Here is a 21,678-nt window from a genome sequence, read left to right on the forward strand (position 1 = left end):
CGACGATGAGCGACACCAGCGCGCACCCTGCCGCGACCGGGAGCACCGAGAGCACCGAGAACATCGAGAGGATCACGAGCGCGGAAGCCGACAGCAGGCCGCCCCTGGCCGTCGTGACCGGGGCCTCCAGCGGGATCGGGCTGCACATCGCCGCCGAGCTCGCCCGCCGCGGGCACGACCTCGTGGTCTGCGCCGAGGACGAGGGCCTCGACGACGCGATGGCCACGCTGGCCGAGGCGGGGCGACACGTCGTGGTCCAGGTGCGCGCCGACCTGGCGACCGCGGAGGGCGTCGAGCAGCTCGTCACCGAGGTCCAGGCCCTCGGCAAGCCGATCGACGTGCTCGTGCTCAACGCGGGGGTGGCCGTGTCCGGCCCGTTCGTCGACACCCCGCTCGAGGACGACCTGCGACTCGTCGCCCTCAACGTGACGTCAGTGGTCCACGCGGCCAAGCGGCTGCTGCCCGACATGGTCCGAAGGGGTCAGGGAGCGGTGCTCGTCACCTCGTCCATCGCCGCCACCATGCCGGGACCGTGGTACGCGACGTATGCCGCATCCAAGGCGTTCCTGCTGTCGTTCGCCCAGGCGGTCAGGTACGAGCTGGACGACACCGGGGTCACCGTGACCGCCCTCATGCCCGGGCCCACCGACACCGACTTCTTCTCGCGCGCCGGCATGGAGGACACCGTCGTCGACGACATGCACAAGGACGACCCGGCAGACGTCGCCCGCGACGGTGTCGAGGCGATGCTGCGCGGCGACGACCACGTGGTCGCGCACTCGTGGCGCAACAAGGTCCAGGCAGGCCTGCTCAAGGGGATGCCCGAGAAGGTCAAGGCCGCCACGCACGCCCAGATGAGCAAGGAGAAGGACCCTGAGCGGGACCCAGCCGACCAGCAGCAGTAGGGACACGCTGCAGCGCCTGGCGCGCGAGACGTTCGGCTGGCAGGAGCTTCACGCGTACCAGCTGGAGGCGATGGAGCACCTTCTCGGCGGGCACGACGTGCTGGCCGTGCTGCCCACCGGCGCAGGGAAGTCGGCCATCTACCAGGTGCCGGCGCTGGTGGTCGACGGGCCGGCACTCGTCGTCTCGCCGCTGCTCGCCCTGCAGCAGGACCAGGTCGAGGCGCTGCAGGAGGCGGGGGCCCCGCCCGCGGTGGTCGTCAACTCGACGCAGTCGCCCGGGGAGCGGGAGCAGGCCTGGGACGCGGTCGAGGACGGCCAGGCGCGCTACGTCTTCCTGGCGCCGGAGCAGCTCGCCCACGACGACGTCGTCGAACGGCTCCGGTCGGTGGGGATCGGCCTGTTCGTCATCGACGAGGCGCACTGCGTGTCGTCCTGGGGACACGACTTCCGGCCCGACTACCTGCGACTGTCGCCCGTGCTCGAGCGGCTCGGGCACCCGCCTGTCGTGGCGCTCACGGCCACCGCGGCCCCGCCGGTGCGTGACGACATCGTCGCCCGCCTGGGGCTGCGTGACGTCAAGGAGATCCTGACGAGCTTCGACCGACCCAACCTCAGCCTCGCGGTCACGAGGACCGCCGATGCGGACTCCCGCCGCCAGGCTGTCGTCTCCCGCGTCACCGACCTGCTCGCCGAAGCAGCGTCGGCAGGAGCAGGCGGGGCGGGTCTGGTCTACACCTCGAGCCGCGCTGAGGCCGACCGGATCGCGGGCGAGCTCGCCGATCGCGAAGTCTCCTGCATGGCCTACCACGCGGGGCTGCGCGCCGATCGCCGGGACGCCGTGCACCGGGCCTTCCGTGACGGCGACGTCGACGTGGTGGTCGCCACCTCGGCGTTCGGTATGGGGATCGACAAACCGGACATCCGCTTCGTGGTCCATGCGGCCACCCCGGACTCGATCGACTCGTACTACCAGCAGATCGGGCGCGCCGGGCGCGACGGCCTGCCCGCCGTCACGGAGCTCTTCCACCGCACGGAGGACCTGCACCTGCAGACCTTCCTCACGGCGGTGCGAGCCCCCGAAGAGGTGCTGCGTGAGGTGTCACGGACGTTGCGCCGGTCGGCCCGGTCGGTGCGCGTCTCCGAGCTGGTGGACTCCGTCGACGCCTCGCGCGCCAGCTGCACCCGCGCGCTCAACCTCCTCGAGCAGGTGGGGGCGGTACGGACCTCCGCCCGGGGCAGGGTCGAACACATCAAGGACGTCGACACCGAGGACGCCGTCACCGAGGCCGTGCGACGGGCGGAGGCGCACCAGCAGCTGATCCGCTCTCGAGTGGAGATGGTGGGCGGCTACGCCGACACCACCGGCTGCCGGCGCCAGTTCCTGCTCGGCTACTTCGGGGAGCACCTCGGGCAGCCGTGCGGCAACTGCGACACGTGCGAGGCGGGCACCGCGCACAGCCGTCCCCTGCAGGGCGGGGCCTTCAGCCTCAACGACGCGGTCAGCCACGAGCAGTGGGGCGACGGGGTCGTCATGGCAGTCGAGGAGGACCGGCTGACGGTGCTGTTCGACGAGGTCGGCTACCGCACCCTGTCGATCGAGGCCGTCGAGGACAACGACCTGCTGCACCCGGCGCCCGCGCCGTGACGGGCCGCGGTGACGCCGGGGCCCAGGAGGCCCCTCAGGCCTGACGCCAGCTCGGGTCGGCCGTGTCGTGCCCGTGGGCGGCCATGAGCATCAGGCCGCCGTCGACGGCATACGAGGCGCCGGTGACGTACGACGCCCGCGGTGAGGCGAGGAAGCCGATGACAGAGGCCACCTCGTTGACGTGCCCCGGCCGGCCGAGCGGGTTGCCGGGGCGGTCGGTGCCGTATGCGTCCTGCTCGGCCATGCCGGTCATCTCCGTCGCGATCTCGCCCGGTGCGACGGCGTTGACGGTGATGCCGTGCTCGCCGAGCTCGAGGGCCAGCACCTGCGTCAGCATGCCGAGGCCGGCCTTGGCGGAGCAGTAGGCCGCCGACCCGACCCGGGGGACGTGCTCGTGCACGCTGGTGACGTTGATGATGCGCCCACCCTGCCCGCCGGCCACCATCCGGCGCGCGGCGGCACGGGCGCTGAGGAAGGGCCCGGTGAGATCCGTCGCGAGCACCTCGTTCCACGTCGCGAGGTCGAGCTCGAGAGCCGGCGTGGAGTGCCCGGTCCCGGCCACGTTGACCAGGACGCCGATGCCGCCCAGCTCGTCCGCGAGCCGGTCGACGGTCTCGCCCGCCGCCGAGGAGCTCGCCTCGAACGGCTCGACGGCACAACGCTGCCCGCGTTCCTGGACCTCTGCTGCCGTGCGCCGGGCGCCCTCCTCGTCCTCGTGGACCGTGAGCCCGATGTCGAAGCCCTCCGATGCGAGCAGCAGGGCGGTCGCCCGACCGATGCCGGAGTCGGCTCCGGTGACGACGGCGATGCGGGGGAGTGTTCCGGACATGGTCAGGTCTCCTTCGTCGAGGTGTGACCGGCCTTTACCCGATCCGCGGCCGGTGGACCTGTCGCAGATGGGTAACCCGAGAGCACGCACGCAGTCCTGGAGGTGGACATGAGGATCGTCGTCACCGGCGCCACGGGAAACATCGGCAGCGCCGTCCTGAGAGCGGCCGAGGGCAGGGGTCACCAGGTCCACGGGACCGCCCGACGGCCCCCGACCGCGCCCACACCGGGCGTCTCGTGGAGCAGCCTCGACCTGTCCGACGGCGCCTGCGTGCCCGAGCTGCGCCGCCTCGTCGGTGAGGCAGACGCCGTGGTGAACCTCGCCTGGGCGTTCCAGCCGATGCGCAGGAGCGACTACCTGCACCGGGCCTCGGTGGGGATCCTGGACCGGGTCGCCTCGGCCGTGCTGGCGACGGACGACACCCGGCTGGTGCACCTGTCCTCCGTCGCGGCCTACTCCCCGCGACGGTCGAGCACCCTGGTGCGTGAGGACTGGGCGCGCGAGGGCATACCCGGAGCGACCTACAGCCAGCTGAAGGTCGAGGCCGAGCGACTGCTCGCGACAGCGGCCTGGGCGGCACGCGCCCGGGACCGGGTGAGCGTGGTGCGCCCGTGTCTCGTCGGGCAGTTTCGGGCAGCCGGACCCATGCTCCGGTGCGGCACGCCGTCGCTCCTGCCCGGGCGCGCGCTGGACCTGCTGCGCCTCGTGCCCGTCGACGAGCGCTTCGGCATCCAGCTGGTGCACGCGGACGACGTGGCCGACGTCGTGCTCCGTGTCCTGGAACGACGCGCGGCCGGGGCATTCAACGTCGCGGCCGAGCCGGTACTGGGTTCCGACGACATCGCAAAGGCCTTGCACGCCAAACAGGTTCGCGTGCCACGGGAGCTGACGCGTGCCGCCGTCGCGGCCGCCTGGCGCGCCCACCTCAGCCCGCTTGACCCGGGCTGGGTCGACATGGCACTGCAGGCCCCCTGGGTGGACACCAGCCGAGCCAGGGAGCTGCTCGGCTGGCATCCGCGGCGGGACGCGCACGAGGTGCTGCACGAGCTGCTCGCCGGCATGACCGTGGGTGCCGGGACCGACACCGCGGCGCTGCGTCCGCGGCGGGTCCTCGACGGCATACGACGTGCGGTCATGGGCGGCAGCGTGGCCAGGCGGCGGCTCACCTGACCGGCTCGCCAGCAGGCCTGGCGCACACGTCGTTTCGGCGGCACGTCGGAGGGAACGTGTCGGCTGTGACCACGGCAGAACTTCGACCCGGCCTGATCGACGTCGAGGTGGTGATCCCGCTCAAGTGGTCCGGCGGCCCGGCGGAGGTCTACCAGGTCGAGGAGATGACCGCCTACCTCGCGGGGCTGCGCAGGACCGTCGCCGGCATCACCGTCGTGGACGGGAGCCCGGAGCCCGTTCGGCGAGAACACGAGCGGGCCTGGGGCAACTTCGTACGGATGCTGGTACCGCGCGACGAGGTGCTCGCGCCGCCGGCGGGCGAGGAGCCGACCCATGAGGGGACCGCCACGTCGGACCGGTGGCTCAACGGCAAGGTCGTAGGGGCAGTGACCGGCATCCATGCCTCACGCCACGACAAGGTCGTGCTGGCCGACGACGACGTCCGGCACACGCCCGACTCCCTGGAGCGCCTCGTGGCGGCCCTCGACGGGGCGGACCTCGTGCGACCGGTCAACGTCTTCGACGCGTGGCCCTGGCAGGCCCGCTGGGACGGGGCTCGCACGCTGCTCAACGTCGCCCTGGCGACGGACTGGCCGGGCACCTTCGCACTGCGTCGGGCCACCGTCATCGCCTGCGGCGGCTGGAGCGCTGATGTGCTCTTCGAGAACCTCGAGCTCTGGCGGACCGTCGAGGCTGCCGGTGGCCGGACCCTCGCCCTGGACGACGTCACGGTGTGGCGCAGGCCGCCGAGCGTCGAGCAGTTCTGGTCCCAGCGGGTCCGGCAGGCGTACGACGACCTCGCCCAGCCGGCAAGGCTGCTCGCGGAGCTCGCCATCCTCCCCGCCGTCGCAGTGGTGGGCAGTCGCGACCCTCGAGGACTCGCGGCGCTCGGGGCCGCGGTCGTCCTCCTCGCGGCGCGCGGACGACGCCGCGTGGGGGCCGGGCGGGTGCCCCCGACCGTCCCTCTCTGGGCACCGGTGTGGGTGCTCGAACGAGGGGTGTGCGTGTGGCTCGCTGTGGCGAACCGTCTCGCCGGGGGAGTGCGCTACCACGACCGGCGCCTTCGCCTAGCCGCGCACTCGGCAGCGGCGCTGCGGCGCACGCTCGCCACGCGGTGACCAGCGCTGCACGGCTTTCCGGACAGAGGTGATCCGGGCGTCATACCCGATGTGGACGGCTTCCACCCATACCGCTCGAACGTGCTTGGAGCGCGGGCGCGGTGGGTACCGGGACTACCAGCAACACCTGCTCGGACGGGGAGCTCGAGAACGGGGCTCGCCCGGCCTGCAACCACGGAAGGGAACCAGACCATGACCGAAGGACCGTACGAGACGACCGTGCCGGACGACCTGACCGTCGGCACCACGTCGCCCGCGACCGAGCCCGGCGGCTCGCCAGCCGGTTCGACGTTCCAGACACAGGGGACGAGCGAAGGTGGGGGCAGCGGCGTGGGCGCCACGGTGGGCACGGAGGCCAAGTCGGTGGCGTCCGATGCCGCCGACAGCGGGCGCCAGGTGGCCGGAACCGCCGCCTCCGGCGCCAAGGACGTCGTGTCCGAGGCCTCGACGCAACTGCGCCAGCTCTTCGGGCAGCTGCGCGGGGAGCTCGACGACCAGGCGTCGTCACAGGGCCAGCGCGCCGCGAGCGGACTCCGCTCGCTGGCCGACGACCTGCGCCAGATGGCATCCAGCTCGGAGCAGCAGGGCGTCGCCAGTGACCTGGCAGGCCAGGCGGCCGACCGGGTCGGCTCCGCCGCGAGCTGGATCGAGAACCGCCAGCCCGGCGACATGCTCGAGGAGCTGCGGTCGCTCGCGCGCCGCAGGCCCGGGGCCTTCCTGCTCGGTGCTGCGGCGATCGGCGTCCTCGGCGGGCGCTTGACGCGCGGACTGGGTGGCGGCTCGGGCGGCTCCGGCAGCTCGAGCGCCTCCGGCGGGTCGACCGGCGGGCAGGCGTCTGCCGGCACCGGCGGCTACCACGATGTCGGCACGGCGGGGACCGGGCTGCCCACAGCCGCAGCGGTTTCACCCGCAGTGTCCCCCGTGCGCAGCGAGCCCTACACGGTGGGCGTGCGCGACAGCGACACCCACGGGGTGACCTCGATGACCGGTGGGGTGGTCGACGAGACGATCGACGAGGGCTTCACCGAAGGCCAGGGCGGGGTGCGCTGATGAGCACCTGGCCAGAAGGCGGGACCGGCCGCGACGTGCCGGGCGGGTCCACCGCCATGGGCGCCGGCTCAGCGGGTCCGTATGCCGGCGCCGACCCCGCCGTCACCGGCACGCCCGCGCAGGGCGCGGAGACGGCGTACGGCGCCGACACGGCATACGGCACCGAGTACGCCGCGTCCTACGCGGACAGCGGCTTGGGCGAGACCTCGCACGAGAGGGCCGAGAACGCGTCCATCGGCGAGCTCATCAAGGACATCAGCCAGGATCTCAGCACCCTGCTCCGGCAGGAGGTCGAGCTGGCCAAGGCCGAGGCCCGCCAGTCCGCGACGCGGGCCGGCAAGGCCGCCGGAGAGTTCGGAGGCGCCGCCCTCGCGGGCTGGATGGCGTTGCTGTTCCTCTCGATCGCGGTGTGGGAGTGGCTCTCCAGCGCTCTCGACAGCCGAGGGTGGGCCGCCGTCATCGTCATGGTCGTGTGGGCGATCATCGCCGCCGTCCTGGCCGCCCGCGGCCGCCGCGACATGAAAGAGATCCAGGGACTGCCGCGCACGACGGAGACCGCCAAGCGGGTCCCGGATGCGCTCAAGGGAAACGAGGAGACGCGATGACCACGAACTATCCGACCAGCAACGACCCCATGGCGGGGTACCCGACCACGACGCCGGGGACCGTCGGACAGTCCACCACCACGGGACCGTCGACGAACGACCCGGAGGCCATCCGGGCCGACATCGAGCGCACCCGCGAGGACCTGAGCCGTAACGTCAACGCGCTCGGTGAGTCGGTCAGCCCCAGCCACGTGGCGCACCGGCAGGCCGACAAGGTCAAGGGCCGGGCGGCCGCGCTGCGCGACCGTGTCATGGGCACCGCGTCCGACGCGGGTGACCGCACCTCGGACGTGGCCCACAGCGTGGGCGACCGCACCTCCGACATGGCCCACAGCGTGCAGGGCAGCGTCGGCGACGCCGCCTCGCAGGCGGGCCAGACCGTCCAGCAGGCTGGTCAGACCGTCCAGCGAAAGGCGCAGGGCAACCCCCTGGCCGCTGGCCTCATCGCTCTGGGAGCGGGGTGGCTGGTCGGATCGCTGCTGCCCGCCTCGCAGAAGGAGCGCGACCTGTCCCAGACCCTCAAGGACAAGGCGGAGCCCGTCGTCCAGCAGGCACAGGGCGTCGTCAAGGACGCCGCCAGCGAGTCGGCCGAGCACCTCAAGGAGCCGGCCCAGGAGGCCGTCCAGTCGGTCAAGGAGACCGCGACGTCGGCCGCCGACGACGTCAAGCAGCAGGGTCAGCAAGCCGTGAGCGACGTGCGTGACAGCGCGACGGACTCGGCCGACACCGTCAAGAGCCAGTCGCAGGGCTGACCCGCCCGTCCGGCGGCACGCCGACGCGGAGGGTCGAGCGACACCGTTGCTCGACCCCCCGCAGCCGGCCGGCGCCGGTCGACCATCGCAACAGAGAGGCAACTCACATGGCAAGCAACACCTCGCACACCGACGGACGTACGCGCACCGCGCTTCAGAAGGCCGCCATGGTCGTCGGGATCGTGTTCCTGCTCGTCGGCGTCGCGGGCTTCATCCCCGGCGTGACGTCCAACTTCAGTGACCTGACCTTCGCCGGCCACCACTCCGACGCCAAGCTGCTCGGCATCTTCCAGGTGTCGATCCTGCACAACATCGTCCACCTGCTCTTCGGCGTCGCCGGTATGGCGGCCGCCCGCAGCTGGAACGCCTCCCGCAGCTACCTCATCGGCGGCGGGGTCATCTACCTCGTCCTGTGGCTCTACGGCCTCGTCATCGACAAGGACTCCAGCGCCAACTTCGTCCCGGTCAACACCGCGGACAACTGGCTGCACTTCCTGCTCGGCCTCGGCATGATCGGGCTCGGTGTCATTCTCGGGCGCCGCGTTGCCGACAACGTCGTCGGGCACGACGCCAACGTCGCCGGGCGCCGCGGCACCCACTGATCCCCACGCCAAACGGTGCGACACCGCACCGGACAGCCGTGAAGGCCCCGACCGCCCAGCGGTCGGGGCCTTCGACGTCGGATCCCGTGGCCGGGAGAGGCGTGAACCCTCAGCCCTGCCGGGCGGTGGTGGCCAGGCCCTCGAGGAAGTAGCGCTGGGCAAAGGCGAAGACGACGATCATCGGCACCGTGGCGACCAGGGTCGCGGCCATCGCGATCTCCCAGTGGTACTCGCCGGAGAGGGCGAAGCCGTCGACGATCTGCTTGAGCCCGCGGGGCATCGTGAAGTACTCCTCGGTCTGCAGGTAGATGAGCGGCTTGAGCAGGTCGGACCAGCTCGCCTGCAGCTCGAAGATGAAGACGATGATGAGCGCCGGCCGGCAGAGCGGCAGCGCGATCCGCCGGAACATCCCGAGGTGGCTGCAGCCATCGATGCGGGCCGCCTCGAAGAGCTCACGCGGGATGCCGAGGAAGAACTGGCGCATCAGGAAGATGTAGAACGCCGAGCCGAAGAGGTTGTTGGCCCACAGCGGCACCTGGGTGTCGATGAGGCCCAGCTGGTGCCAGATCAGGTAGACCGGGATCATCGTGACCGCCCCCGGAAGCATCATCGTGGCGAGCACGAGGCCGAAGAGCGGACCGCGCAGGCGGAAACGGAAGTAGGCGAAGCCAAAGGCGACCAGGGCGCTCGAGAACGTGACGGCGAGGGCCGCCATCAGCGAGACGACGCCGGAGTTCATCAGCCATCGCAGCACCGGCCCGGCGTTCCAGACCTCGACGAAGTTGGACCACTGCACCGTCTCGGGCACCAGACGGTTGTCGAACACCTGGGACTTCGGCTTCAGGGACGCGCTGACGAGCCAGATCAGCGGATACGTGAAGGCCACGCTGGCCACGAGCAGCAGCAGCCACCGCAGCAGCGACGCCGGTCCGAGGCGGCGTCGCTCGACACTGCCGACCGGGCTCGGGGAGCGCAGGGCGGCAGGGGAGTCCGACTCGGCGGGTGGCTCCGCGGCTGGTGGTACGTGCCTGGTGTCGACGCTCATCGGGTCGACTCTCCTTCGTAGTAGACGAAGCGGTTGCCGATCCTCACCTGGACGATCGTGATGACGAGGATGATGAGGAAGAGCAGCCACGCCATGGCGGAGGCGAAGCCCATCTTGAAGAACTCGAAGGCGTTCTGGAACAGGTAGACCATGTAGACGAGGGACTCGTCGGACGCCGTCGACTTCTGCTGCGGCCCGTAGAACATGGTGTACGCCTGGTCGAACATCTGCATGGCCGCGATCGTGTGCGTGATGATCGTGAAGAACAGCGCCCCGGAGATCATCGGGAGCGTCACGCTCACGAAGCGGCGCACCGGGCCCGCGCCGTCGAGCAGCGCCGCCTCGTAGAGCTGGCGGGGGACGTTGTTGAGGGCCGCGAGGTAGATGATGATGCTGCCGCCCACCGTCCAGAGGCTGACGAGGGCGAGCGACGGCTTGAGCCACGCCGGGTCGGTCGTCCAGTTCGGCCCCGTGACGCCGAACCAGCCGAGCACCTGGTTGACCAGGCCGCGCTGTCCGTTGAGCAGCAGGAGGAACATCGCGCCGGCCGCGACCGCCGGGGTCATGACCGGCAGGTAGAAGACGGTGCGGAAGAAGCCGGCGGCCCGGCCGACGCGGTGGAGCAGCATGGCGAGCCCCAGCGCGACGACCGTGCCGATCGGGACGAACAGCGCGGCATACGTGAACGTGTTGGCCAGCGACTTGCCGATGCGTGGGTCATCGAAGAGCTCCCGGTAGTTCGCCATCCCGACGGCGTGGCCCGGCTCCACGAGGGAGTAGTCCGTGAACGACAGCCAGAGGCTGACGACCATCGGCCCCGCCGTGAAGACGAGGAAACCGATGATCCAGGGCGCGATGAACACGTAGGCCGCGCGGGCCTCACGCCGCTCGAGCCGTCCGGGCCGGGTCCGGACCCGTTCAGCCATTGCCGTTGGCCTTGGTGAAGGCCGCCTCCGCCTCCTTCTGCGCCTGGTCCAGCGCCTGCTGCGGGGACTGGCCACCGAGCGCGCGCGTCACGGCGCTGCGCCAGGCGGCGTCGATCTCGGCGCCGGCCGGCGACGGGTTGAGCGCCACGGCCGAGTCGAGCGTCGCGTAGAGGTTGTCGATGGCTCGCTTGAAGCCGGGGTCCGGGACGTTGGTGAGGTACTTCGTCCGGATCGCCTCGTCGGCCGGCTTGTTGGCCGTGAACAGCCCGGTGAAGAAGCTCTTGTCCTTCTTCACCTTCGCGATGCGGGCGTCGGCCGCCTTCATCCAGGTGTCCTTGTCGGTCATCGTCTTGGCCCAGGCGCAGGCGGCCGTCGGGTTCTTCGAGCCCTTCGGGATGGCCCAGGCACTGCCGCCGACCATGCTGACCGGCTTGCCGTCGTGGTCGGTGAAGGGGGTGCTGTCGAGCTGCAGACCGCTGCCGATGAAGTCGCGCAGGACGTTGATGTACCAGTTCTCCATCGGGAAGGCGGCGACGGCGCCCGCCGAGAGGGGGTTCTTCTCACCGAAGATGTCGAAGGAGTCCCGGAAGGACTTGAAGGCCGTCCAGCCGCCCTGGTCGTCGATGAGGCCGATGGCGTAGGTGAGCGCCTCGACCGCCTTGGGGTCGTTGAGGTTCGGCGAGCCGTCCTCCTTGATGATCGTCGCGCCGTTCGCGGTGGCCCAGAGCGGGAAGTACTCGGGCAGCTTGGGGTCGAAGCCGATGCGCTCGAGCTTGTTGCCGTTCTTCTTGAAGAGCTTGGCCGTGGTGGCCTTCAGGGCGCTCCAGTCCTTGGTCTGGATGTCGCTGGTCGCGACGCCGGCGTCCTTGAGCGACGTGGTGTCGACGAGGTTCGTCGTGACGACGTAGAACTCCGGTATGCCGTAGACCTTGTTGTCGAGGGTCACCGACCGCATGGCGGCCTCGCGGTACTGAGAGGTGTCGATCTGCTGCTTCGAGATGCAGTCCTCGAGGGGGAGGATCGCGCCTTTCTTGGCGTAGGTGCCGATGAGGTTGCGGTCCATGTAGACGAGGTCCGGCGGGTTGCCGCTCGCTAGGGCCGTCAGGAACTGCTGGGCGTCGAAGTCGCCCTTGGCGTTGCTGACGGTGACGCTGCCGTAGGCCTGCTTGAAGGCCGCCACCCGGGCCTGCCCGACCTCGTCCTCGCCCCCGAAGCCCATGATCTTCAGCGTGCCGCTCGGTGCGGTCCCCGCGGTCCCCGCTGTCCCCGCGCCTCCGCCCGAGTCGCCGCCCGAACCCCCGACGCCGGCGCAACCCGCCAGCAGCGCGGCCGAAGCCGCTATGACCATGAACCTGGATCGCATCGTCGCCTCTCTTCTGCTTCTCGGTGATCGAAATGCACCGCTTCAGACGAGAAGTACCCGGGCCAGCCGCGGGAGAAACGGTTCTCGGGAGAAACGCTTCTCCCGCTGCACCCCGCCGGTGAGCACGAGCACGGGCGTTCCGGGGGTCACGGGCGTGGGTAACAGCACGGTGTGAAGAGTGCGGAGGAGGAGTCCTGATGGCGGAGTCGAGCATCGTCGACCGGCGGCAGCGCGACGACGTCGAGGAGCTCGTCCTGGTCCGGCACGGCGAGAGCGTGGGCAACCTCGCCGACGCCGAGGCCCGACGACGCGGGGCCGGACGGCTGGACCTCGACACCCGCGACCCCGACACGCCCCTGTCCGAGCGGGGGGAGCAGCAGGCGCAGGCGCTGGCCCGGCGTGTGGCGACCGCCGAGGAGCGCTGCCGCCCGGAGTTCGTCCTCAGCTCGCCGTACGCGCGCGCCGCGAGCACCGCGCGCATCGTCGCGTCCGCTGTCGGCTTGGACCCTGCGTGGGACGAGCGCCTGCGCGAGCGCGACCTCGGGATCTTCGACGGCCTGACCGGGGCCGGCATCCGCGAGCACCACCCCGCTGAGGCGGAGCGCCGGGCGCGGCTCGGCAAGTTCTACTACCGGCCGCCCGGGGGTGAGAGCTGGACCGACGTCGCGCTGCGGGTCCGCCACGTGCTGGCCGACGTCTCGCAGCGGTACGAGGGGCGCCGCGTGTGGGTCTTCACCCACCAGGCGGTGATCATGAGCTTCCGCCTGGCTCTCGAGGGACTCGACGAGCGGACGTTGCTCGAGCTCGACCGCGACGTGCCCCTGCCCAACTGCTCCGTCACCCGCTATCGCCGACGGCCCGGTGGCCTGGAGCTCATCTCCTTCGCCGACACCGGCCACCTCGAAGCCGCCGACGTCGAGCAGACCCGCGAGGTCGCACCCGAACCCGAGCCCTCGGTCGGGGTGGGCGGAGCCCGAGCCGACGAGAGGACGCACTGACGTGGGACGAGAGACAGCCAGGGTGATCGACGTCGAGCTGCTGCAGTCGTGGTCGCTGCCCTCAACGAACGGTGACAAGTCGGAGCGCGGGACGGTGCTCGTCGTCGGTGGGGCGCGGCAGACGCCCGGTGCCGTGCTGCTCGCCGCCGAGACGGCCCTGCGGGTCGGCGCAGGCAAGGTGCAGGTCGCGACGGTCATGGACACCGCTGGGTCGCTGGCTGTCGCGCTTCCGGAGGCGCTCGTCGAGGGCCTGCCCGCGCTGCACAGCGGAGAGCTGGCCGTGGCGGGCGCCGACCGCGTGGTGGAGCTGGCCGAGGCTGCCGACGTGGTGCTCATGGGCCCTGGGCTACGAGACCCGGAGTGCGCCGACCTCTTCCTCTCGCAGGTGGTGCCGCGTCTGGACACCGCGCTGGTTCTGGATGCTCTCGGTACGGCATACCTCACCCGGAACCTCGACGGGGTGCGCCACCTCGCCGGGAGGGTGCTGCTGACGCCCAACGTCACCGAGGCCGCGGCGATGCTCGAGCTCGAGGAGGAGGACGTCAAGCAGGACCAGCTGGGGGCCGCTCGACGGATCGCCGAGAGCACCGGCGCCGCCGTGCTCAGCGGAGCGGAGGTCAGCTACGTCGTGACGCCGTCGGGCGAGTGCTGGTACTACGACGGCGGCGCCGCGGGCCTGGCCACGGCTGGTTCCGGGGACGTCAAGGCGGGAGCCGTCGCCGGTCTCATGTCACGCGGGACGGCGCCCGAACGAGCCGCAGCGTGGGGCGCCTGGGGTCACGGCGACGCCGGTCGACGGCTCGAGGAGGAGTCGCCGGGCTTCCTCGCCCGCGACGTGATGCGCGCGATCCCCGTCCGGCTCGCCCAGCTCGACGGCGGAGGCTCCGAAGGCTGACTCCGAGCGCGTCCGGCGCTGCTGACCGGGCCTCGACTACCCGCTGGTGTACGGTCGGAAACGTACGGGCGCGTGGCTCCGCGACCTCCCACCGGTCGGTCTTCGGAGTCATGGACGGCACCTTCAAGCGACGAGGGGACGCCCAGCCCGCGAAGGGTTTGCCTTGACTCTCACGACACCGCGTCCGCAGCCGGCCGGGGGCCCCATCACCGGGATGCCGTGCCCCCGGGTGGGGATGGTCGTGCCGCCTCGGACTGCGGTGGCATCCGCAGACGCTCCCGCGCCTGCCGACCCGGCCACCACCGCGGCCGTCGAGGAGGTGCTGGTGGCCAGTTCCCGGGCCGTTCCCGGCGCCCGCCACGTCGCGATCTGCGTCCTGGAGCGGGGTGGAACCGCGCGCACGGTCGCGGCGACCGGTGCGCCACCGCGCGAGCTCGACGAGCTGCAGCTCGCGCTTCGCGAGGGGCCCACCTACGACGCGCTGCGCGGGGACCTGGCCGTCGCATCGTCGCAGTGGGGCTGCCCCGACGACCTCGCCCGGTGGCCCCGGGTCGCCGCCGCCGCTGGCTCCCTCGGACTGGCCCGGACCCTGGCCGTGCGGCTTGCGTGGGAGGGCAAGACGGTGGGAGCCCTCAGCCTCAGCTGGGACCAGCCCGGCTGCCTCACGGAGCAGGTGGAGAACGTCGCGACCGTGATCGCCCGGCACGCGGCGGCCACACTGGTCCTCGCCCGCAAGGCGGAGCACCTCGAGCTCGCGATGGTGACGAGGCAGGAGATCGGGCAGGCCGTCGGCATCCTCATGGAGCGCTATGGCCTGGGCGCCGATGCAGCCTTCTCCTACCTGCGACGGCTGTCCCAGAACGGCAACGTCAAGCTGCGTGACATCGCGGAGCAGCTCCGGCTCACCGGCCGGCTGCCCGGCGAGGAGATGGCACCGGCGAGTGGTCCCGTCGTCGGGCTCTCCGATGCCCTCAGGGGAGGAGGCGACGAAGCCCTCCGACGGCGTGGCCCAGTGCAGCCCTGAGCCCCGACCCGTGGCCGCCGGTGAGGCGGTTCCCCTCGGGCACGCTGTGCTCGACGTTGCCGTCGCCGGCGGGCATGGTGTCCGCCCGGTCCGAGGCAAGCCGGCCGAAGAGCGGTGCGACCCAGGCGTCGAAGACGCGCGGCAGCGCCACGAAGCCGAGTCTCGTCACCCGGTCGAAGGCCCCACCGTGCGTGACCGGCCGAGGATGCTCGAGCACGTCGGCCACGAGGCGCCCGGCCTTCTCGGGCGGCCACACGAGCGGTGGCGGTTGCCCGGCCGGCCCACCGGCATACGCCGCCTGTCGGTAGATCGGGGTGTCGACACCGGGCAGCGAGACGTAGGAGATGTGCAGGCCGGGCACGTCCCGGTTCTCGATCAGGGCCTGGCGGGCCAGCGCGCGCACGCCCCACTTGCTCACCATGTAGGCGCTCATCGTCGGCACCGCGATGTGGCCGATCAGCGAGCCGACGAGCACGACCGACCCGCGCCCGTTGGCGCGCAGGTGGGGCAGGACATGCCGCAGCAGGTTGGCCGAGCCGAGCAGGTTGGTCTCCACGACCCCGTCGAACAGCGGCGCGGACAGCTCCTCGAGGCGGCCGTACGCCACGACCCCGGCGCAGCTGGCGACGCCGTCCAGGCGCCCCCAGAGGCTGACGACCTCGTCCACGGCGCCCGCCACCGCGCCGTCGTCGCGGATGTCGACGGCCAGGGTGGTCACGTCGTCGGCGCCCAGGGTGCGGCACTCGCCGGCGGCCCGGTGCAGCGGCTCCTCAGCCCGCGCGAGCAGGGCGAGGCGGTGGCCCCGGCGGGCGAGCTCCCGTGCCGCCGCGAGGCCGATGCCGCTCGAGCCCCCGGTGACCAGGACGACCGGGGCGCTACCTGACGTGCCTGCACTCGAACGCATGGGTGCGTCGTGCCCGCTCGGCGCCGGTCTCAAACGAGGGTTACCGGATCTGCGCAGCGGGTACGCCACCAACACCCCACCACCCGACGAGAGGACATCGTGACGACGACGGATGCGGTGGTCATCGGCAGCGGGCCCAACGGGCTCGTCGCCGCGAACCTGCTGGTCGACGCCGGGTGGTCCGTGGTCGTGATCGAGGAGCAGACCACCCCGGGAGGGGCGGTGCGCAGCGACGACTCCGTGTCGCCCGGCTTCGTGCACGACACGTTCAGCTCCTTCTACCCGCTCGCGGCAGGCTCGCCCACCATCCAGGGCCTGCACCTCGAGCAGCACGGGCTCGAGTGGGTGCAGGCGCCGTCCGTCCTCGGCCACTCCTTCCCCGACGGGCGGTGGGGCATGCTGCACCGCGACCGTGGCGACACCGCAGCGGCGCTCGAGAACCAGGCTTCCGGCGACGGCGACGCGTGGCTCGCCCTGTGCGAGACCTGGGACCGGGTCGGTGACGACGTCATCAGCTGCCTGCTCACCCCCTTCCCGCCGGTTCGCGGCGGCGCCGGCATGGCCCGTCGGGTGCTGCGCCCGGGCGGGCTGGAGCTGGTGCGCGAGATGCTGATGCCGGCGCGCACCCTCACGGAACGCCTCTTCCGTGGTGACGCCGCCCGCATGCTCGTCGCCGGCAACGCCGCGCACGCCGACATCAGTCTCGAGGCGCCGGGCTCGGCGGCCATGGGCCTGCTCCTCGTCCTGCTCGGCCAGACCGTCGGCTTCCCCGTCCCGCGCGGCGGGGCGGGTGAGTTCTCCGCGGCCATGGTGCGGCGGCTGGAGTCGCGTGGCGGTGAGCTCCGTCTCGGGGAGCGGGCCGAGGGCGTACGCGTGGAGCGCGGTCGCGTGGTCGCCGTGCGGACCGCCTCGAGCGAGGTACGAGTCGGCCGCGCGGTGCTCGCGGACGTCTCTGCCCCGGCCCTCTACGGAGGACTCGTTGCCTGGGAGCACCTGCCCACCCGGCTGCGCCACCGCATGGGCCGCTTCGAGTGGGACCCGTCGACGGTCAAGGTGGACTGGGCACTCGACGGACCCGTGCCGTGGGAGGGCGCACCGGCCGCCACTCCGGGGACCGTCCACCTCGGGGACTCCCTCGACGAGATGACGCTGACCGGCGGGCAGGTCGCCGCCGGCCTCGTGCCGGACCGACCCTTCATGCTCGTGGGCCAGATGGGCGCCACGGACCCCACTCGCGTGCCGGAGGGCGGCGAGGCACTGTGGGCCTACACCCATGTGCCGCAGCGGGTCCGGGGCGACGCGGCTGCGGGCCATGCTGGCGTCCGCGCGGTCCGGGGTGTGTGGGACGAGGACGACTGCAAGGCGATGGCCGAGCGCATGGAGGAGCGCATCGAGAGCCGGGCGCCCGGCTTCCGCGACCGCATCAGGGCGCGCCGCGTGCTCGGCCCCCACCAGCTCGAGTCGATGGATCGCAACCTCGTCCGCGGTGCGATCAACGGGGGAACGGCCAACCTGCAGCAACAGCTCGTCTTTCGCCCGGTGGCAGGCTCCGGCCGTGCCGAGACGCCCGTCAAGGGCCTCTACCTGGCTTCCGCCTCTGCCCACCCGGGTGGTGGCGTCCACGGTGCCTGCGGCGCCAACGCGGCCCGAGCTGCCTTGTGGCACCACCGAATCCAACTGCCCTGGAGGCGCGCGTGAGCAGCACGACCCGGATCATCCACGGCACCCCCGACGCCGTCTTCGACGTCCTCGCCAACGGCTGGAGCTACAGCCAGTGGGTCGTGGGAGCGTCCCGGGTGCGGACCGTGACCGACGAGTGGCCGGAGCCCGGAGCCGAGATCGAGCACTCCGTCGGCGCCTGGCCGGTGCTCATCAACGACACCACCACTGTGCAACGGTCGGAGCGCCCCAACCTTCTCGAGCTCACCGTCCGGGCGTGGCCGTCGGGTGAGGGGCTGGTGCGCATCAGCTGCCGGGCTGTCGGCGACGACACCGAGGTGACGATGGAGGAGGACGCCACGAAGGGTCCCGCGCTGCTGATCCCACGCGTCCTGCGTGACCCGGTCCTGCACCGGCGCAACCAGGAGACGCTGCGGAGGCTGTCCATACTCGTCGAGCGGGCGATGCCGGTCGAGTGACCGACGGACCGGGTCGGCCGCCGGTGGGGGCGGCCCTGGCGCCGAGGCGGGCTCAGTGGTCCTCTCAGGAATCGTCGCTGCCCGCGCCGCCGGCGCCACGCTCACCGATCACCATGTGCGCGAGCGCCACCACGGGTATGCCGGCACGAGCCGCCGCCTCGTAGAGCTTGCTCTCGGCGAACGCCGGTGACACCCCCTTGGACTCCACGAGCACTCCCACAGCGGTGCTGACGGTCTCGAGGTCGTCGAGCCGTCTCGGTGCCCGGGTGGCCTCGCGGCGGGTGTCGAAGCTGAGGTCGGCGTTGGTGACCGCTCCGGCGGCCCAGCCGCCGACGATGTCGGCCAGCTGCTCGTGGCGCCCGACGAAGGTGTTGGTGGCGCTGCCGTAGAGGTTGACGCCGCCGACCACGCGGTCGAGCTCGATCACCGGCAACGACAGGGTGCTGAGGATGCCGGAGGACGCCCCCGCCTGCGCGAAGAGCTGCCACCGGCCCTCGTCGAGAAGGTCCTCGTGGGAGACGGCGACGACGTCTCCGGTCCTCGCCGCGAGCTGGCAGGGGCCGTCGTCGACGTACTGCATCGCGTCCAGGCGGGATGCCTCGAGGCCCGTCGACACGTAGGTCAGCACGATGCCGTGGCGGGCGACGCCGACGCTGAAGGCCACCAGACCGGGCACGAGGGCGGAGAGGCGGTCGTTGACGGTTGTCATCTGTGCCCCCAGCTCCTCGTCGCCGTGCAGGGCCAGTCGCTGGAGGGCATCACGCGTCTCTTGTATCGGCTTCACCACCGGCCCATACCCGCCGCGAACTCCGAAAGAGCACCCCTTCTGACGGGGCGGGCTCCAGGCCGCCCGGCTCACTGCCTGACGGAATGGGTACTTCCCCAGTGTGACGGAGGGTTTCGCTCTGGCCGGGGGGTGGCTGCTCTACGCGATGGCGCTGGCCTACCTAGCCTGGCGCCTGCTGAGGTCACCGCGATGACGCTGCGACGAGACCGGGTGCGCACGAGGCGACGGGCAAGGACCCTGGCCGGCCCGGGAGGGTCCATTCTGCTGGGCGCGGTGCTGTCAGCGTGCGTCGCGCCGATGGCCGACTCCGGCGCCTTCCAGCACAACGCAGTGCAGGCCCTGGACTCGGGGGTGAGCGACACGCGTACGGCGGCGATGGCGCTCGAGAACCTCCTCGACCACCGCATCCCACGAACGTATGCGAACACGGTGGTCACCGGGAGCGAGGAGGGCATGGGCCCCGTGCAGGACAGCTTCGGCGCAGTGGACCCGCCCTCGGCTCGTGACGACCTGCTCCGGGACGACGTCGACTCCCTCCTGTCCGACGCCGCTGACGACCTGGCGCACGCCCGGATCGCCCTGCGCCACGATGACCGGCCGGCCATGGCACGAAGCATTCGCCAGCTGCGCACCACCGCCGACCGCATGCAACATCGATCGGAGGGCCTGTCGTGAAGCGGCTCTTCGCCGTCGCACTCGGGATCCTCACGGCCATCGGGGGGTTCGTCGACATCGGCGACCTCGTCACCAACGGGCTGGTTGGGGCGCGCTTCGGACTGTCGCTCGTGTGGGTCGTCGTCGTCGGGATCGTCGGGATCTGCGTCTTTGCCGAGATGAGCGGCAGAGTGGCGGCCGTGAGCGGTCGGGCCACCTTCGACCTCGTTCGCGAGCGGCTCGGTCCCCGAGCCGGTCTGCTCAACCTCCTCGCCTCCATGGCGGTGACCCTGCTCACCTTCATGGCCGAGATCGGTGGCGTGGCCCTGGCGCTCCAGCTCGCGACGAGCGTGAACCCGTACCTGTGGATGCCGGTCGCTGGGGCAGCGGTGTGGATCGTGCTCTGGCGGGTCAAGTTCTCGGCCCTCGAGAAGGCTTTCGGGCTCGCTGGGCTGGGCCTCGTGGTCTTCGCCGTCGCGCTGTGGAAGCTCGACCCCGTCTGGGGCGACCTGTGGCGACAGGTCTCCCGCCCGCTCGTCCCGCACGACGAGAGCCACACGACGTACCTCTACTACGCCGTGGCCCTCTTCGGCGCCGCCATGACACCGTACGAGGTCTTCTTCTTCTCCTCGGGAGGAGTCGAGGAGCGGTGGAAGGCCAAGGACCTCGGCACGATGCGGGCGAACGTCTTCATCGGCTTCCCGCTGGGCGGTCTGCTCTCGGTCTCGATCGCAGGCGTGGCTGCCGTCGTCTACCTGCCGCAGAAGGTCGAGGTCGACAGCCTGGGACAGATCGGCCTGCCCGTCGGGCAGGCTCTCGGGCTCCTCGGAACGGCGCTGCTCCTGGTGGGCTTCTTCGCCGCCACCTTCGGGGCGGCCTGCGAGACGGGGCTCTCGGTCGGCTACAGCATCGCGCAGTACTTCGGCTGGCAGTGGGGCAAGTACGTGGCGCCGCTCCGGGCCGCCCGCTTCCACGTCGTCATCCTGCTGTCGACCGTCGTCGCGGTGGGCGTCCTGCTGACGACCGCCGACCCCATCATGCTGACGGAGTACTCCGTCGTCTTCAGCGCCGTCGCGCTGCCCCTGACGTACTTCCCGATCCTCGTCGTGGCCAACGACCGCACCTACATGGGCCGACACGTCAACGGCCGCATCGCCAACACGTTGGGTACGGCCTACCTCGTGGTCGTCGTGGTGGCCGCGGTTGCCGCCATCCCGCTCATGGTCATCACGAGGGCGGGACAGTGAGCTCCCGAGGCGAGGAGCAGGACTACGACGTGGTGCTGAGGCTGCTCGACCACCAGATCGTGGCACCGGACGGCAGCCTGCTCGGCAACGTCGACGACCTGGAGCTGGTGGCGCGGGGCCTCGACTGGTTCGTGACCGGGATCATGGTGGGCCCCGCCGCGCTGAGCAAGCGGCTCCCCGGGCTGCTGGGGGAGTGGGTGTATGCCGTGTGGCACCGTCTCCATCCCGCCCGGGACCCCGCGCCACCCGTGGTACCCATCGACCACGTCATGCGCATCGACTCAGTTGTCTACCTGGATCGGCCTGCGGCGCAGGCCCTTTCGGAGACCTTTGGTCTCGAGTTGTGGCTGCGCGTCCACCTGGTTTCGCGACTTCCGGGAGCGACGGGCGGCACGGATGCCGAGCACCGCGCCGAGCCGGCCCCTGGACGACGAGTCGGCCCTGGCCGCGAGACACCACGTCGCCCCGCACGGGCTCCCCTTGAGGGCGCGCGGCGACTCAGCTCGCTCGTGGGCAGGACCGTGCTGTCGCACGACGGCGCCCGGGAGGGCCAGGTCAGCGAGCTGCGCTGTGCCGGTGCACCGCACGACGGGCCGCAGCGGCCACTTCGTGCCGTCTCGCTCGTCTACACCCGTCGCCTGGCGGGTTCCCAGCTCGGCTACTCGACCGACCGGCGACAGGGGCCGGCCCTCGTGCGTCGCATCGTGCGGGTCTGGCAACGGCATGACCGCATCGTCCTCGTCGACCACGTCGCGGGAATGGAGACGGCGGACGGCGACCTCCGGCTCGGGGCGGGGGCGCGACCGCGCCACCCGCACGACGCGGCCGCCGACCCCCTGCGTGGGTGAGCGGGGGGAACCATCCCGTGAGCGGTCGCTGAAGGACCAGGCCGGCAGCCGCCAAGACCGGTGGTCATCCGTGCGCCCCAACAGCCGCCACCCCGGACCTCCCCGTGCGAAGGCGGGCCTCTCGAGGTACCAGGCGGTCGGGCCGACCGGCACGGTCCTCGGTACCGTCTTCG

The 21,678-nt window shown here is 71.6% G+C and carries 22 protein-coding genes; 16 read left to right on the forward strand and 6 right to left on the reverse strand.

Annotated features, from left to right (window positions below; all coding sequences use genetic code 11):
- The first annotated feature begins 5 nt into the window (after positions 1-5).
- Both AC3WRT_RS09330 and AC3WRT_RS09335 read left to right on the forward strand, forming a co-directional pair.
- Positions 6-905 (forward strand): SDR family NAD(P)-dependent oxidoreductase, encoded by a 900-nt coding sequence (locus tag AC3WRT_RS09330; protein ID WP_492721199.1) that lies wholly within the window; start codon positions 6-8, stop codon positions 903-905.
- A gap of 16 nt (positions 906-921) precedes the next feature.
- Positions 922-2,550 (forward strand): RecQ family ATP-dependent DNA helicase, encoded by a 1,629-nt coding sequence (locus AC3WRT_RS09335; protein ID WP_492721408.1) that lies wholly within the window; start codon positions 922-924, stop codon positions 2,548-2,550.
- Positions 2,551-2,584: 34 nt separating this feature from the next.
- Here the strand turns inward: AC3WRT_RS09335 and AC3WRT_RS09340 are convergent, their stop codons facing one another.
- Positions 2,585-3,379 carry an SDR family oxidoreductase gene (locus tag AC3WRT_RS09340; protein WP_492721200.1) on the reverse strand — a complete coding sequence of 265 codons (795 nt, stop codon included), beginning with the start codon at positions 3,377-3,379 and terminating at the stop codon, positions 2,585-2,587.
- A gap of 108 nt (positions 3,380-3,487) precedes the next feature.
- Here AC3WRT_RS09340 and AC3WRT_RS09345 point away from each other — a divergent pair, with 108 nt between their 5' ends.
- The 6 genes from AC3WRT_RS09345 (at position 3,488) to AC3WRT_RS09370 (ending at position 8,676) form a co-directional block, all read left to right on the forward strand.
- Positions 3,488-4,549, forward strand: coding sequence for an NAD-dependent epimerase/dehydratase family protein (locus AC3WRT_RS09345; RefSeq protein ID WP_492721201.1), 1,062 nt, complete (start codon positions 3,488-3,490; stop codon positions 4,547-4,549).
- Positions 4,550-4,614: 65 nt separating this feature from the next.
- Complete coding sequence (locus AC3WRT_RS09350; RefSeq protein ID WP_492721202.1) at positions 4,615-5,667, forward strand: glycosyltransferase family 2 protein; 1,053 nt, start codon at positions 4,615-4,617, stop codon at positions 5,665-5,667.
- Between the two features lie 192 nt (positions 5,668-5,859).
- A complete protein-coding gene (locus AC3WRT_RS09355) occupies positions 5,860-6,717 on the forward strand; it encodes a hypothetical protein (RefSeq protein ID WP_492721203.1) in 858 nt (285 codons plus the stop codon).
- Complete coding sequence (locus tag AC3WRT_RS09360) at positions 6,717-7,322, forward strand: phage holin family protein (RefSeq protein ID WP_492721204.1); 606 nt, start codon at positions 6,717-6,719, stop codon at positions 7,320-7,322. Before AC3WRT_RS09355 ends, AC3WRT_RS09360 begins: the two co-directional genes overlap by 1 nt.
- Positions 7,319-8,074 carry a DUF3618 domain-containing protein gene (locus AC3WRT_RS09365; protein WP_492721205.1) on the forward strand — a complete coding sequence of 252 codons (756 nt, stop codon included), beginning with the start codon at positions 7,319-7,321 and terminating at the stop codon, positions 8,072-8,074. The genes AC3WRT_RS09360 and AC3WRT_RS09365 overlap by 4 nt, the downstream gene beginning before the upstream one ends.
- 107 nt (positions 8,075-8,181) lie before the next feature.
- Positions 8,182-8,676 (forward strand): DUF4383 domain-containing protein, encoded by a 495-nt coding sequence (locus AC3WRT_RS09370; RefSeq protein ID WP_492721206.1) that lies wholly within the window; start codon positions 8,182-8,184, stop codon positions 8,674-8,676.
- A 109-nt stretch (positions 8,677-8,785) separates the two neighbouring features.
- Here AC3WRT_RS09370 and AC3WRT_RS09375 read toward each other — a convergent pair whose 3' ends face one another.
- The 3 genes from AC3WRT_RS09375 to AC3WRT_RS09385 are packed head-to-tail and all read right to left on the reverse strand — an operon-like array spanning position 8,786 to position 12,010.
- On the reverse strand, positions 8,786-9,721 hold the full coding sequence (locus AC3WRT_RS09375) for a carbohydrate ABC transporter permease (RefSeq protein ID WP_492721207.1): 936 nt from the start codon (positions 9,719-9,721) through the stop codon (positions 8,786-8,788).
- The gene (locus AC3WRT_RS09380; RefSeq protein WP_492721208.1) at positions 9,718-10,647 is read right to left on the reverse strand and encodes a carbohydrate ABC transporter permease; all 930 of its coding nucleotides are present in this window, start codon (positions 10,645-10,647) and stop codon (positions 9,718-9,720) included. Before AC3WRT_RS09380 ends, AC3WRT_RS09375 begins: the two co-directional genes overlap by 4 nt.
- Positions 10,640-12,010: an extracellular solute-binding protein gene (locus tag AC3WRT_RS09385; RefSeq protein WP_492721209.1), complete on the reverse strand. Its 1,371-nt coding sequence runs from the start codon at positions 12,008-12,010 to the stop codon at positions 10,640-10,642. Before AC3WRT_RS09385 ends, AC3WRT_RS09380 begins: the two co-directional genes overlap by 8 nt.
- 197 nt (positions 12,011-12,207) lie before the next feature.
- Here AC3WRT_RS09385 and AC3WRT_RS09390 point away from each other — a divergent pair, with 197 nt between their 5' ends.
- From AC3WRT_RS09390 to AC3WRT_RS09400, 3 genes are all read left to right on the forward strand, one after another.
- Complete coding sequence (locus tag AC3WRT_RS09390) at positions 12,208-13,008, forward strand: histidine phosphatase family protein (RefSeq protein WP_492721210.1); 801 nt, start codon at positions 12,208-12,210, stop codon at positions 13,006-13,008.
- Position 13,009: 1 nt separating this feature from the next.
- Positions 13,010-13,903, forward strand: coding sequence for an NAD(P)H-hydrate dehydratase (locus AC3WRT_RS09395; RefSeq protein ID WP_492721211.1), 894 nt, complete (start codon positions 13,010-13,012; stop codon positions 13,901-13,903).
- A gap of 325 nt (positions 13,904-14,228) precedes the next feature.
- The gene (locus AC3WRT_RS09400) at positions 14,229-14,927 is read left to right on the forward strand and encodes a GAF and ANTAR domain-containing protein (RefSeq protein WP_492721212.1); all 699 of its coding nucleotides are present in this window, start codon (positions 14,229-14,231) and stop codon (positions 14,925-14,927) included.
- Here AC3WRT_RS09400 and AC3WRT_RS09405 read toward each other — a convergent pair.
- A complete protein-coding gene (locus tag AC3WRT_RS09405) occupies positions 14,875-15,831 on the reverse strand; it encodes an SDR family NAD(P)-dependent oxidoreductase (protein WP_492721213.1) in 957 nt (318 codons plus the stop codon). The genes AC3WRT_RS09400 and AC3WRT_RS09405 overlap by 53 nt on opposite strands.
- Positions 15,832-15,930: 99 nt before the next feature.
- Between AC3WRT_RS09405 and AC3WRT_RS09410 the strand changes: the two genes are divergently transcribed.
- Together AC3WRT_RS09410 and AC3WRT_RS09415 are read left to right on the forward strand one after the other, a co-directional pair.
- Positions 15,931-17,529: a phytoene desaturase family protein gene (locus tag AC3WRT_RS09410; RefSeq protein ID WP_492721214.1), complete on the forward strand. Its 1,599-nt coding sequence runs from the start codon at positions 15,931-15,933 to the stop codon at positions 17,527-17,529.
- A complete protein-coding gene (locus AC3WRT_RS09415) occupies positions 17,526-17,969 on the forward strand; it encodes an SRPBCC family protein (protein WP_492721215.1) in 444 nt (147 codons plus the stop codon). The genes AC3WRT_RS09410 and AC3WRT_RS09415 overlap by 4 nt, the downstream gene beginning before the upstream one ends.
- 64 nt (positions 17,970-18,033) lie before the next feature.
- On the opposite strand, the gene AC3WRT_RS09420 is transcribed toward AC3WRT_RS09415, so the two are convergent.
- Positions 18,034-18,753, reverse strand: coding sequence for a GAF domain-containing protein (locus tag AC3WRT_RS09420; protein WP_492721216.1), 720 nt, complete (start codon positions 18,751-18,753; stop codon positions 18,034-18,036).
- A 192-nt stretch (positions 18,754-18,945) separates the two neighbouring features.
- On the opposite strand from AC3WRT_RS09420, the gene AC3WRT_RS09425 reads away from it, so the two are divergent.
- From AC3WRT_RS09425 to AC3WRT_RS09435, 3 genes are read left to right on the forward strand one after another with little or no spacing between them, the layout of a single operon-like run.
- Positions 18,946-19,431, forward strand: a complete 486-nt coding sequence (locus AC3WRT_RS09425; protein WP_492721217.1) for a hypothetical protein — start codon at positions 18,946-18,948, stop codon at positions 19,429-19,431.
- Positions 19,428-20,657 (forward strand): NRAMP family divalent metal transporter, encoded by a 1,230-nt coding sequence (locus AC3WRT_RS09430; RefSeq protein WP_492721218.1) that lies wholly within the window; start codon positions 19,428-19,430, stop codon positions 20,655-20,657. Before AC3WRT_RS09425 ends, AC3WRT_RS09430 begins: the two co-directional genes overlap by 4 nt.
- The gene (locus tag AC3WRT_RS09435; RefSeq protein ID WP_492721219.1) at positions 20,654-21,505 is read left to right on the forward strand and encodes a hypothetical protein; all 852 of its coding nucleotides are present in this window, start codon (positions 20,654-20,656) and stop codon (positions 21,503-21,505) included. Before AC3WRT_RS09430 ends, AC3WRT_RS09435 begins: the two co-directional genes overlap by 4 nt.
- The last annotated feature ends 173 nt before the right edge of the window (positions 21,506-21,678 follow it).

Source organism: Terrabacter sp. FW104-15G4B (genome assembly GCF_058790095.1).